General features: G+C 59.4%; 13 protein-coding genes. All 13 read left to right on the plus strand.

Features of this window, described 5'->3' with window-relative positions; translation table 11 throughout:
• The coding region (locus tag GHO41_RS26445; RefSeq protein ID WP_153428541.1) for a glutamate-5-semialdehyde dehydrogenase at positions 1–1097 on the plus strand (1097 nt) is incomplete at its 5' end.
• On the plus strand, positions 1066–1788 hold the full coding sequence (nadD, locus tag GHO41_RS26450) for a nicotinate-nucleotide adenylyltransferase (protein ID WP_048367651.1): 723 nt from the start codon (positions 1066–1068) through the stop codon (positions 1786–1788). The genes GHO41_RS26445 and nadD, both read left to right, overlap by 32 nt.
• 72 nt (positions 1789–1860) lie before the next feature.
• Positions 1861–2355, plus strand: coding sequence for a ribosome silencing factor (rsfS, locus tag GHO41_RS26455; RefSeq protein ID WP_048367650.1), 495 nt, complete (start codon positions 1861–1863; stop codon positions 2353–2355).
• Positions 2356–2364: 9 nt separating this feature from the next.
• Positions 2365–2832: a 23S rRNA (pseudouridine(1915)-N(3))-methyltransferase RlmH gene (rlmH, locus tag GHO41_RS26460; protein ID WP_003444191.1), complete on the plus strand. Its 468-nt coding sequence runs from the start codon at positions 2365–2367 to the stop codon at positions 2830–2832.
• Positions 2833–2847: 15 nt separating this feature from the next.
• Positions 2848–4743, plus strand: coding sequence for a penicillin-binding protein 2 (mrdA, locus tag GHO41_RS26465; protein ID WP_123751710.1), 1896 nt, complete (start codon positions 2848–2850; stop codon positions 4741–4743).
• A 31-nt stretch (positions 4744–4774) separates the two neighbouring features.
• Positions 4775–5878, plus strand: a complete 1104-nt coding sequence (gene rodA, locus GHO41_RS26470; RefSeq protein ID WP_162207677.1) for a rod shape-determining protein RodA — start codon at positions 4775–4777, stop codon at positions 5876–5878.
• A gap of 17 nt (positions 5879–5895) precedes the next feature.
• The gene (mltB, locus tag GHO41_RS26475; protein ID WP_123751712.1) at positions 5896–6906 is read left to right on the plus strand and encodes a lytic murein transglycosylase B; all 1011 of its coding nucleotides are present in this window, start codon (positions 5896–5898) and stop codon (positions 6904–6906) included.
• Positions 6906–7895 (plus strand): septal ring lytic transglycosylase RlpA family protein, encoded by a 990-nt coding sequence (locus GHO41_RS26480; protein WP_048367643.1) that lies wholly within the window; start codon positions 6906–6908, stop codon positions 7893–7895. The genes mltB and GHO41_RS26480 overlap by 1 nt, the downstream gene beginning before the upstream one ends.
• 85 nt (positions 7896–7980) lie before the next feature.
• Positions 7981–9138 carry a D-alanyl-D-alanine carboxypeptidase family protein gene (locus GHO41_RS26485; protein WP_048367641.1) on the plus strand — a complete coding sequence of 386 codons (1158 nt, stop codon included), beginning with the start codon at positions 7981–7983 and terminating at the stop codon, positions 9136–9138.
• A gap of 72 nt (positions 9139–9210) precedes the next feature.
• Positions 9211–9486, plus strand: coding sequence for a DUF493 domain-containing protein (locus GHO41_RS26490; RefSeq protein ID WP_048367639.1), 276 nt, complete (start codon positions 9211–9213; stop codon positions 9484–9486).
• On the plus strand, positions 9486–10139 hold the full coding sequence (gene lipB / locus GHO41_RS26495) for a lipoyl(octanoyl) transferase LipB (RefSeq protein WP_153435081.1): 654 nt from the start codon (positions 9486–9488) through the stop codon (positions 10137–10139). The genes GHO41_RS26490 and lipB overlap by 1 nt, the downstream gene beginning before the upstream one ends.
• A 1-nt stretch (position 10140) precedes the next feature.
• Complete coding sequence (gene lipA / locus GHO41_RS26500; protein ID WP_048367635.1) at positions 10141–11181, plus strand: lipoyl synthase; 1041 nt, start codon at positions 10141–10143, stop codon at positions 11179–11181.
• 4 nt (positions 11182–11185) lie between these two features.
• Positions 11186–12139 carry an LD-carboxypeptidase gene (locus GHO41_RS26505; RefSeq protein ID WP_153435082.1) on the plus strand — a complete coding sequence of 318 codons (954 nt, stop codon included), beginning with the start codon at positions 11186–11188 and terminating at the stop codon, positions 12137–12139.
• Positions 12140–12346 lie beyond the last annotated feature (207 nt).

Here is a 12346-nt window from a genome sequence, read left to right on the forward strand (position 1 = left end):
CCGGCCGGGCCAACGGCCTCGAGCCCGCGATGCTGGAGCGCCTGGCGCTGACCCCGGCACGCATCGACAGCATGATTGTCGGCTTGCGCCAAGTGGCCAGTCTGCCGGACCCTATCGGTGCCATCCGGGATATGAGCTACCGTCCATCGGGTATCCAGGTTGGCAAGATGCGCGTTCCTCTGGGTGTAGTCGGGATCATCTACGAGTCGCGTCCGAACGTGACCATCGATGCGGCCAGCTTGTGCTTGAAGTCCGGTAACGCGACCATCTTGCGCGGCGGCTCCGAGGCGATTCACTCCAACCGCGCCATTGCGATCTGCATCCAGCGAGGTCTGGCCGAGGCCGGGCTGCCGCCGGCCGTGGTGCAAGTGGTTGAAGTCACCGACCGTGCGGCCGTGGGCGCGTTGATCACCATGCCCGAGTACGTCGACGTGATCGTACCGCGTGGCGGCAAAGGCTTGATCGAGCGTGTCAGCCGTGACGCCCGTGTGCCGGTCATCAAGCACCTGGACGGTATCTGCCACGTCTACGTCAGTGCCCATGCCGACCTGCCAAAGGCTCAGCGGATTGCCTTCAATGCCAAAACCTACCGTTATGGCATCTGCGGCGCGATGGAAACCCTGCTGGTCGACCAGGCCGTGGCGGCGCAATTTTTGCCGGCCATGGCTGAACAATTTCGCGCCAAGGGCGTCGAACTGCGCGGCTGCGAACGCACCCAGGCGCTGATCGACGTGGCCCCGGCGAGCGAAGAAGATTGGCACACCGAGTACCTGGCGGCGATTTTGTCGATCCGTATCGTTGATGGCCTGGACCAGGCGATTGAGCACATCAATCACTATGGCTCCCACCACACCGACTCGATCGTGAGCGAACATCAGGGCGAATGCCGGCGTTTTATCGCCGAAGTGGACTCCAGTTCGGTGATGCTCAACGCCCCAACCTGCTTCGCAGATGGATTTGAATACGGATTGGGTGCTGAAATTGGCATTTCTACTGATAAGCTGCACGCCCGCGGCCCGGTGGGTCTCGAAGGTCTGACCTGCGAGAAGTACATCGTGGTCGGTGATGGCCAGTTGCGCGGCCAGGAGCCGAGCTGACTTGGGCGAACTTAGCCCTTCAGGGAACGTGCAGGTCAGCGACGTGTTACCCCGGCGCATTGGTGTGCTGGGGGGCACGTTTGATCCGGTGCACATCGGGCATTTGCGCGGTGCGCTAGAGGTTGCGGAAATGATGGCGCTCGATGAGCTGCGCCTGACCCCCAATGCCCGGCCACCGCACCGTGACACCCCGCAGGTGTCGGCGCTCGACCGTTTGGCGATGGTTGAGTGCGCCGTCGCAGGAGTCGCTACGCTGGTAGTGGACCCACGGGAGCTGCAGCGGGACAAACCGTCCTACACCATTGATACCCTGGAGCTGATGCGGGCCGAGCTGGCCGCGGATGACCAGTTGTTTTTATTGCTGGGCTGGGACGCGTTTTGCGGCCTGCCCATGTGGCACCGCTGGGAAGAGTTGCTCCAGCATTGCCACATCCTGGTGCTACAGCGCCCGGATGCCGACAGCGAACCGCCGGATGCCTTGCGCAACCTGCTGGCAGCGCGCTCGGTAAGCGACCCGCTGGCCCTGAAGGGGCCGAGCGGACAGATTGCATTCGTCTGGCAGACACCGCTCGCGGTTTCCGCCACCCAGATCCGTCAACTGCTGGCCAGCGGTAAGTCGGTACGTTATCTGGTGCCCGACGCGGTCCTGGCCTACATCGATGCGCACGGGCTTTACCGTGCGTCGAACTAAAAAAGGCGTGTTTCAAGGCGCGATTTGACGTGTATTGAAACAGCCGAACATACGAGCAAAAACGAGTTTTATATGACTGATAAAGATGTAAGCAAAGTAAAGCGCAAAGGCACCTTCAAAAGCGCCCCGTTGCCAGTTGCCGCCCACACAGGTGAAGTACTGGCTGGCGAAGCACTGGTTAAAGTGGCTGTAGCGGCCCTGGAAGACGTCAAGGCACAAGACATCCAGGTTATCGACGTGCGTGACAAGCACAGCATCACTGACTTCATGATCATCGCCACCGGTACTTCGAACCGTCAGATCGGCGCGATGCTCGACAAGGTCCGTGAAGCCGTTAAAGCACAGGGCGTCAAGCCGCTGGGCGAAGAAGGCAAGGGCGACAGCGACTGGGTACTGCTGGATATGGACGACGTGATCGTGCACATGATGACCGCCAGCGCCCGTCAGTTCTACGACCTGGAGCGTCTGTGGGCCGGTGCTGCACAAAGCCGTGCTGAAAGCGCTGCGCACCACAGCCCGGAAAACACCCATGAGCATTTCGCCAAGCTCAACAAAGACCAGGAATAAGGGTTCGCTGTGCGCTTGCGTTTGATCGCTGTCGGTTCGCGTATGCCCAAGTGGGTGGAAGAAGGTTGGCACGAGTATGCCAAGCGTCTGCCATCCGAACTGGCGCTCGAACTGGTAGAAATACCGCTCAATACCCGTGGCAAGAATGCCGACGTGGCCCGGTTCATCCGTCAGGAAGGCGAGGCCATGCTGGCCAAAGTCGGCCCGGGGGAGCGGATCGTCACCCTCGAAGTGCATGGCAAGCCCTGGAGTACTGAGCAACTGGCGGTTGAACTTGACCGCTGGCGCCTCGACTCGCGTACGGTGAACTTTATGGTCGGCGGCCCGGAAGGGTTGGCGCCAGAAGTCTGCGCCCGCGCCGATCAGCGCTGGTCGCTGTCGCCGTTGACGTTGCCACACCCGTTGGTAAGGATTCTGATCGGTGAGCAGTTGTATCGCGCCTGGACGGTATTGTCCGGGCACCCTTATCACAAATAGCTCAGCGCCCCCGGAATGACCCAGCCAATTCGCCTCAAGGACCACGAAAAAGACGCACGTCTGGTGCGCAGCCGTGTCGTGGTCGGCGCACTGCTGGTGTTGGCCCTTATTTGCGTGCTGATTGCGCGTCTGTACTACCTGCAAGTGGTGCAGTACGACTATCACTCCACGCTGTCAGAGAACAACCGGGTGCATGTGCAGCCGATCCCCCCGACCCGCGGCCTGATTTATGACCGCAATGGCGTGGTGATCGCCGACAACCGTCCCAGCTTCAGCCTGACCATGACCCGCGAGCGTGCGGGGGACTGGCATCAGGTGCTCGACACCATCGTTGAGGTGTTGCAGCTCACCCCTGAAGACCGCACGTTGTTTGAAAAGCGCACAAAGCAGGGGCGGCGGCCGTTTGAGCCGGTGCCGATTCTGTTCGAACTCAATGAAGAGCAAATTGCCCGGATCGCGGTTAACCAGTTCCGCTTGCCTGGGGTTGAGGTGGTTGCGCAATTGGTCCGCCACTACCCGCAAGGGGCGCATTTTGCGCACTCGGTCGGTTATGTGGGGCGGATCAACGAGAAAGAGATTAAAACCCTCGATAAGGTTAACTACAGCGGCACCCATCACATCGGCAAAACCGGTATAGAGCGCTTCTACGAAGCCGAGCTGCATGGCCAGGTCGGCTACGAAGAGGTCGAGACCAACGCTCGCGGCCGTGTGCTGCGGGTGCTCAAGCGCACTGATCCGATCCCGGGCAAAGACATCGTTCTGAGCCTGGACATCAAGTTGCAAGAGGCGGCTGAAGAAGCCTTAGCCGGTCGGCGCGGGGCGGTGGTTGCTCTGAACCCGTTGACTGGCGAAGTGCTGGCCATGGTCAGCCAGCCGAGCTTCGACCCCAACCTGTTTGTGACCGGTATTGGTTTCAAGGCTTACGCCGAGCTGCGTGATTCCATTGACCGTCCGCTGTTCAACCGCATTTTGCGTGGCTTGTACCCGCCGGGTTCGACCATCAAACCCGCCGTGGCGATTGCCGGGCTGGACAGCGGTGTGGTGACGGCCAGTACGCGGGTGTTTGACCCCGGTTATTACCAACTGCCCAATTACGATCACAAGTACCGTAACTGGAACCGCAGCGGTGATGGCTTTGTCGATCTGGACAGCGCGATCATGCGCTCCAACGACACCTACTTCTATGACCTGGCCCACAAGCTGGGCATCGACCGTTTGTCGACCTACATGAATCAGTTCGGCATTGGTCAAAAAGTCTCCCTCGACATGTTCGAAGAGTCGGCCGGGTTGATGCCGTCCCGCGAGTGGAAGCGTGCAACCCGTCGCCAGGCCTGGTTCCCGGGTGAAACCCTGATTTTGGGGATCGGCCAGGGCTATATGCAGTCCACCCCTTTGCAGTTGGCCCAGGCCACGGCGCTGATTGCCAGCAAAGGCAAATGGAACCGTCCGCACCTGGCCAAGACCATCGAGGGCGTGCCGCCGGTAGACCCAAACCCCATGCCCGACATCGTGCTGCGCGACCCGTCCAACTGGGGCAAGGTCAACCACGCCATGCAGCAGGTGGTGCACGGCGCTCGCGGTACGGCGCGAGTCGCCGGTGTCGGCGCGCAGTACCTGATTGCGGGCAAGAGCGGTACGGCCCAGGTAGTGGCGATCAAACAAGGTGAAAAGTACGACCGGTCCAAGGTTCAGGAGCGTCACCGTGACCACGCGTTGTTCGTGGGCTTTGCCCCGGCGAATAACCCGCAGATTGCGGTCTCGGTCATGATTGAAAACGGCGAGGCCGGCAGCCGTGTGGCGTCGCCGGTGGTGCGTTCGGTCATGGATGCCTGGTTGCTCGGTGAAGACGGCAAACTCAAACCTGAATACGCCAGTGTTTCAAAGGCGGAGGCTACGGCCAATGATGAGTAATTTTGACCGCATCCTCTCCAGTGAGGATGTGATGCGTCGCCGTGCCACGCTGTTGCAGCGTCTGCACATCGACGGCCCTTTGCTGATTTTGTTGCTGACACTCGCCGCAGGCAGTTTGTTTGTGCTGTATTCGGCCAGTGGTAAAAGCTGGGATCTGCTGAGCAAGCAGGCCACCTCGTTCGGTATCGGTCTGGTGTCGATGTTTGTCATCGCCCAGCTTGAACCGCGCTTTATGGCGCGCTGGGTGCCGGTCTGCTATTTGCTCGGCGTGATGTTGCTGGTAGTGGTGGACGTCATGGGCCACAACGCCATGGGCGCCACGCGCTGGATCAACATTCCGGGGGTGATTCGTTTCCAGCCCTCTGAGTTCATGAAAATCCTGATGCCCGCGACCATCGCCTGGTATCTGTCCAAGCGCACCTTGCCGCCGCAGCTCAAGCACGTGGCGGTCAGTTTGTTGCTGATCGGCATACCCTTCGGCCTGATCGTGCGTCAGCCCGACCTCGGCACCGCCTTGCTGGTGCTGGCCGGGGGCGCGTTCGTGCTGTTTATGGGTGGTTTGCGCTGGCGCTGGATCATCAGCGTGCTGGCGGCTGCGATCCCGGTGGCGATTGGCATGTGGTTTTTCATCATGCACGACTACCAGAAGCAGCGAATCCTGACCTTCCTCGACCCTGAGAGCGATCCTCTGGGCACCGGCTGGAACATTATCCAGTCCAAGGCAGCCATCGGTTCGGGCGGCGTCTTCGGTAAGGGCTGGCTGCTGGGCACCCAGTCGCACCTGGACTTTTTGCCCGAGAGCCACACCGATTTCATTATTGCGGTGATGGGCGAAGAGTTCGGCCTGGTGGGCATTTGTGCGCTGTTGTTGATTTATCTGTTGTTGATTGGTCGCGGCCTGGTGATTACCGCCCAGGCGCAAACCCTGTTCGGCAAATTGCTGGCAGGCAGCTTGACCATGACCTTTTTTGTTTATGTTTTCGTCAACATCGGTATGGTCAGTGGGCTGTTGCCGGTGGTGGGCGTGCCATTGCCGTTTATTAGTTACGGCGGAACTTCGCTCGTGACGCTGCTGTCAGCGTTTGGGGTTTTGATGTCAATCCATACGCATCGCAAATGGATTGCACAAGTTTGATTAAGGTGAAGAATTCAATGCAAGCAATGCGTGGCTGGGCCGCTCGATACGCGTCGTGGATGGGCTTTTTGGGCCTGTTCGGGGCAGCGCAAGGCGCGGTGGCCGGCGACTACGATGGCTCGCCCCAAGTGGCTGAATTTGTCGGTGAGATGACCCGCGACTACGGGTTTGCCGGTGAACAGTTGATGGATGTGTTTCGTGAGGCTGAGCGCAAACAGAGCATTCTGGATGCTATTTCGCGCCCGGCCGAGCGCGTCAAGCAGTGGAAAGAATACCGTCCGATGTTCCTGACCGACGCCCGCGTTGCCCGCGGTGTCGACTTCTGGCGTGAGCACGAAGCCGTGCTGGCCCGTGCCGAGAAGGAATACGGTGTGCCGGCCCAGGTGATCGTGTCGATCATCGGCGTCGAAACCTTTTACGGGCGCAACACCGGCAATTACCGGGTGATTGATGCGCTCTCGACCCTGGGCTTTGATTACCCGCCGCGCGCCGAATTTTTCCGCAAGGAGCTGCGTGAGTTCCTGTTGCTGGCCCGTGAAGAACAAGTCGACCCGCTGAGCCTCAAAGGCTCTTACGCAGGCGCCATGGGCTTGCCGCAGTTTATGCCGAGCAGCTTTCGAGCCTATGCCGTGGACTTCGACAATGATGGCCACATCAATATCTGGAGCAACCCGGACGATGCCATCGGCAGTGTTGCCAGCTACTTCAAGCGTCATGGCTGGGTGGCGGGCGAGCCGGTGGTGGCCCGCGCCGACGTGCAGGGTGACCGCGTCGATGAAGGCTTGACCCAAGGGATTGAACCGGTCAAAACCGTTGGGGAGTTGCGAGCGTTGGGCTGGTCGAGTCATGATGCGCTGCGCGACGACATGCCGGTCACAGCGTTCCGTCTCGAAGGCGAAAATGGCCCTGAATACTGGATGGGCCTGAAGAATTTTTATGCAATCACGCGGTACAACCGTAGCGTGATGTATGCCATGGCAGTGCATCAACTGTCCGACCTGCTGGTTCAAGCACGGGGCAACAAGTAATGCCGTTTTTAGCCATTCGCACACCTCTGAAAATCGCGGCCTGCACGGCTATCGCACTGCTGATGGTGAGCTGCTCGAGCAGCCGCACGAGCACGCCGCAAACCGCGGGCACTATCAGCGCCAAGCCTGGCCTGGACATCAACCGCGCGCACAAAGACGGCGCGCCGTGGTGGGATGTCGACGTTTCGCGTATTCCGGATGCAACGCCCACCTTGCACACCGGGCCGTACAAGGCCAACCCGTATACCGTGCTGGGCAAGTCGTATTTCCCGATCCAGGAGTCCAAGAACTACGTGGCCACAGGCACGGCGTCCTGGTACGGCACCAAGTTCCACGGGCAGAACACCGCCAACGGCGAAGTGTATGACCTGTACGGCATGAGCGCGGCGCACAAGACGCTGCCGCTGCCCAGTTACGTTAAAGTGACCAACCTGGACAACGGCAAGGCTGTGGTATTGCGAGTTAACGACCGTGGGCCGTTCTATTCGGACCGCATCATTGACTTGTCTTACGCAGCCGCCAAAAAGCTCGGCTATGCCGAAACCGGTACGGCCCGCGTCAAGGTTGAAGGCATTGACCCGCAAGCCTGGTGGGCTGCGCGAGGCCGTCCGGCGCCTTTGATGCTCAACGAGCCGCAAGTGGCGCAAGCTGCTGCCGCGCCGACCGTTTCAACGGGCAAGGTCGAGCAATGGACGCCGCCACCGCAACAGCACGCGTCTGATGTCATACCGCCTGTAGCGGTGCACAAGGGCCAGGGCACCTATTTGCAAGTAGGCGCATTCGCCAATCCTGATGCGGCCGAGTTGCTTCGTTCCAAACTCAGTGGCATGGTCAGCGCCCCTGTGTTTATCAGCTCGATTGTGCGCAATCAGCAAACCCTTCATCGTGTGCGCATGGGGCCGATTGCCTCGGCCGGTGAAGTGCAACAAACGCAAAACAGCGTGCGTCTGGCCAATTTGGGCCAGCCGAGCGTTGTGACCGATCAGTAACACTGAACACGTGGCAGCCCGTCAAACGGCTGTCAAAAAGTTTTGCCCGCGAGGGTAAGGTTCCATTAGCAAACTCGAGAGACGGATGAACATCACCACCTTTGCCAAACGCCTGTGCCTGCTTGTACCGCTGATCGTCACTCCTGCCGCCTGGGCAGCCGAGATGATGCCGTCGCCGCCACAGCTGGCCGCCAAATCCTACGTTCTGATGGATGCCAACAGCGGTAACGTGCTGGTGGAGAACAACGGTGATCAGCGTCTGCCTCCGGCCAGCTTGACCAAGCTGATGACCGCTTACATCGCGACCCTGGAAATCCGTCGTGGCCAGATCGGCGAGAACGACCCGGTGACCGTCAGCGAAAACGCCTGGCGCACCGGCGGTTCGCGCATGTTCATCAAGGTCGGCAGCCAGGTGTCGGTCAGCGACCTGTTGCACGGCATCATCATTCAGTCGGGTAACGACGCCAGCGTTGCGCTGTCCGAGCACATCGCCGGCAGCGAAGACGCCTTCGCTGACATGATGAACAAAACCGCTGGCGACCTGGGCATGTCCAACAGCCACTTCATGAACCCGACCGGCCTGCCGAACCCGGAGCACTACTCGTCGGCTCACGACATGTCGTTGCTGGCTCGCGCCATCATTCACGAAGACCCGACTCACTACGCGATCTACTCGCAGAAAGAGTTCTTCTGGAACGGTATCAAGCAGCCTAACCGTAACTTGTTGCTGTGGCGTGACAAGACCGTTGATGGTCTGAAAACCGGTCACACCGACGAAGCTGGCTACTGCATGGTGTCTTCGGCGGTACGTGACGGCATGCGCCTGATCGCCGTGGTATTCGGCACCAACAGCGAAGCAGCACGTGCTGCTGAAACCCAGAAACTGCTGACCTACGGCTTCCGTTTCTTCGAAACCCAGACCTTCTACCAGAAGGGCACGGAGCTGGCTCAAGCGCCAGTCTGGAAAGGCACCACTCACCAGGTTAAAGCTGGCCTGGCCGATGACCTGAGCTTGACCCTGCCGAAAGGCCAATTGAAAAAGCTGGCGGCGAGCATGACCATGAACCCGCAGCTGATGGCCCCTATCGCCAAAGGCGATGTAATCGGCAAGGTTGAAGTCAAACTGGACGACAAAGTTATCCACAGCGCTGACTTGATCGCGCTGGAGCCGGTTGAGGAAGGTGGCATTTTCCGCCGTGTGTGGGATAGCATCCGTCTATTCTTCTTTGGGTTGTTCAACTGATTTCACCCACCCTGCGTGGCCCCTTGCTGAGTGTGCAGGGGGCCGCTCTGTAGTTCCCGAGGCCAATACGCCATGACCGATACCGAAGTAAAGGCGCCAAAGATCGAATTTCCTCAAACTGACTATCCGGTTAAGGTGATCAGTGACACGGGTGTGGGCAACAAAGACAAGATCATTGCCATCGTTCTGAAACACGCAAAGATCAATGACGAGCGCATCGACGAGCGTCAAAGCACCAACGGCAAATACACCACGATTCAGTTGCACATCGTTGCGACCGATCAAGACCAGCTGTACAACATCAACAGCGAGCTGCGAGCCACCGGCTTCGTGCACATGGTGCTGTGATGCCGCAGACCTTGGGTATTCGCGATTTGGGTGTACTCGATTACGAGCGCACCTGGCTGGCGATGCAACGTTTCACCGACCAACGCAAGCACACGCCGGACACGCAAGACGAGGTCTGGCTGGTGCAGCATCCGCCGGTGTTCACCCAAGGTCAGGCGGGCAAGGCCGAACATCTGTTGTTGCCGGGGAATATCCCGGTGGTTAAATCGGACCGCGGCGGGCAAGTGACCTATCACGGGCCCGGCCAGTTGGTCGCTTACCTGTTGCTGGATGTGCGCCGTCTCGGTTTTGGCGTGCGTGAGCTGGTCAGCCGCATGGAGCTTTGCCTGATCGAGTTGCTGGCCTCCTATGGCGTGACTGCGGCGGCCAAGCCCGATGCGCCCGGCGTGTATGTCGACGGTGCGAAAATCGCATCCCTGGGCCTGCGCATTCGCAACGGTTGCTCTTTCCACGGTCTGGCCCTGAATGTGGACATGGACCTGGAACCGTTTCGACGGATTAACCCCTGTGGTTATGCGGGGCTGGCAATGACCCAGTTGCGTGACCATGCAGGGCCGATTGATTTTGCCGAGGTAGGTGTCCAGCTGCGTGCGCAGCTCGTCAAACACCTCGACTATGCTGAGCAGACGACCCTAACGGGCGGAATCGACTGATATGACTACTGCGCAAGACGCTGTTCAAACCCTGATCCCGACGCTGGATATCTCCGAACGTGTGGCCCGTGCGCAAGAGGCCCGTTCCAAGGTTGAGACTGGCGTTAAATTGCGCGGTGCCGAAAAGGTTGCGCGTATCCCGGTAAAAATCATTCCGACCACCGAGCTGCCGAAGAAGCCAGACTGGATTCGCGTGCGCATTCCGGTGTCGCCGGAAGTCGACCGCATCAAGGCGTTGCTGCGTAAACACAAGTTGCACAGTGTGTGCGAAGAAGCCTCCTGCCCGAACCTGGGCGAATGTTTCTCGGGCGGCACCGCAACGTTCATGATCATGGGTGACATCTGCACCCGTCGTTGCCCGTTCTGCGACGTAGGCCATGGCCGTCCAAAACCACTGGACACCAACGAGCCGGATAACCTGGCCGTTGCCATTGCCGACTTGCGCTTGAAGTACGTGGTGATCACTTCGGTAGACCGTGATGACCTGCGTGACGGCGGTGCTCAGCACTTTGCTGACTGCATCCGTGAAATCCGTCGCCTGTCGCCGAACGTCGTGCTCGAAACCCTGGTTCCGGACTACCGTGGCCGCATGGACATCGCGCTGGAAATCACCGCAGCCGAGCCGCCGGATGTGTTCAACCACAACCTCGAAACCGTGCCTCGCCTGTACAAGGCTGCGCGCCCGGGTTCTGACTACCAGTGGTCGCTGACTCTGTTGCAACGCTTCAAGCAAATGATGCCGCACATTCCTACCAAGTCCGGCTTGATGCTGGGTCTGGGTGAGACCGATGACGAAGTCATTGAAGTGATGCAGCGCATGCGCGAACACGACATCGACATGCTGACTCTGGGCCAGTACCTGCAACCGTCGCGCAGCCACTTGCCGGTGCAGCGTTTTGTGCACCCGGACACCTTCGCCTGGTTCGCCGAAGAAGGTTACAAAATGGGCTTCAAAAACGTCGCCTCCGGCCCGCTGGTACGTTCTTCGTACCACGCAGACGAGCAAGCCAAACTGGTTAAAGACATGTTGGTAGGTTCCTGAAACCATGAATAGCTGGTTCGCTGCGCCTGTGTCGTTCACTACTCACAGCGCAGTGCCCGCGCTGCCTGCTGGCGGGGTGATCGGTGTGATCGCCCCGGCTGGCCCCTCCGAATTCGATCTGCACAGTGCAACCCGATGGATGGAAACCCGTGGCTATCAGCTCAAGGTGTTTCCAGGCGTCTGGGAGAAAGACGGCTACCTGGCCGGTTCAGATGCTGTGCGCTTGCGTGACCTGCACGATGCCTTTGCCGACGACACTGTGGATGCCATCCTGTGCATGCGCGGTGGCTATGGCTGCACGCGCTTTCTCGAAAACATCGATTTTGAGCTGCTCAGACGCCATCCCAAGCCGTTTGTGGGCTACAGCGACATCACCGCACTGCATCTGGCGATCACTCGTTATGCGGGCTTTGTGACCTTCCACGGGGCCATGCTGAATGCGGACCTGCTGGGCAACAAACAGCCACCAACAGAATCTTCCTTGCTGCGCATGCTCAGCGGGCAACAACCGGCGTTGCTGGAGCACCCTGCGGCGTACCCGCTAACCACCCTTGCGCCGGGCAGTGCCAGCGGCCGCTTGCTGGGCGGCAACTTGTCGATGATCTGTGCCACCATCGGCACGGCGTTTGAGCTGGACGATCAGGGCATCATCCTGTTTATCGAAGACGTCAACGAACCGTTATATCGGGTCGACCGTCTGCTCACCCATCTGCGCCAGGCGGGCAAGCTTGGGCGGGTGCGCGGAGTGTTGGTGGGGGATTTTGCCGGGGTCGATGTTTCGCGGTTGGAGCTGTTGCTCAAGCAAGAACTGGGGCCGCTGAATATCCCCGTGCTGGCCGGCTGGCGCAGCGGCCATTGCGACCCGAACATCACCTTGCCGATGGGCGCGCACGTGCGTCTGGATGCCGACAAGCAGCAACTGGTGCTCGAACAGGCCGTGGTAACGGCTCAAACCTGACTTTGTCCCTCGCGACTTTTTAAAAGATCAAAAGATCGCGAGGCAAGCTCGCTCCTACAGGTTTTTTGTTGTTAACCCCGCATGCTGCGATCTTTTGACGTTAAAGATCAACAGATCGCAGCCTCCGGCAGCTCTTATCAAACATAAAATAACCCATTGTTTTTATTCAAAAAAACTACCCAACTTTTTCCAGCCTCCATCCCAGCT

The organism is Pseudomonas sp. FSL R10-0399 (assembly GCF_009600165.1).
Lineage (GTDB): Bacteria > Pseudomonadota > Gammaproteobacteria > Pseudomonadales > Pseudomonadaceae > Aquipseudomonas > Aquipseudomonas helleri.

Coding starts and splice junctions, on each gene's coding strand:
- nadD (WP_048367651.1), top strand. CDS start 1,066: ATGGCCAGTTGCGCGGCCAGGAGCCGAGCTGACTTGGGCGAACTTAGC.
- rsfS (WP_048367650.1), top strand. CDS start 1,861: ATGACTGATAAAGATGTAAGCAAAGTAAAGCGCAAAGGCACCTTCAAA.
- mrdA (WP_123751710.1), top strand. CDS start 2,848: ATGACCCAGCCAATTCGCCTCAAGGACCACGAAAAAGACGCACGTCTG.
- rodA (WP_162207677.1), top strand. CDS start 4,775: ATGCGTCGCCGTGCCACGCTGTTGCAGCGTCTGCACATCGACGGCCCT.
- mltB (WP_123751712.1), top strand. CDS start 5,896: ATGCAAGCAATGCGTGGCTGGGCCGCTCGATACGCGTCGTGGATGGGC.
- GHO41_RS26480 (WP_048367643.1), top strand. CDS start 6,906: ATGCCGTTTTTAGCCATTCGCACACCTCTGAAAATCGCGGCCTGCACG.
- GHO41_RS26485 (WP_048367641.1), top strand. CDS start 7,981: ATGAACATCACCACCTTTGCCAAACGCCTGTGCCTGCTTGTACCGCTG.
- GHO41_RS26490 (WP_048367639.1), top strand. CDS start 9,211: ATGACCGATACCGAAGTAAAGGCGCCAAAGATCGAATTTCCTCAAACT.
- lipB (WP_153435081.1), top strand. CDS start 9,486: ATGCCGCAGACCTTGGGTATTCGCGATTTGGGTGTACTCGATTACGAG.
- lipA (WP_048367635.1), top strand. CDS start 10,141: ATGACTACTGCGCAAGACGCTGTTCAAACCCTGATCCCGACGCTGGAT.
- GHO41_RS26505 (WP_153435082.1), top strand. CDS start 11,186: ATGAATAGCTGGTTCGCTGCGCCTGTGTCGTTCACTACTCACAGCGCA.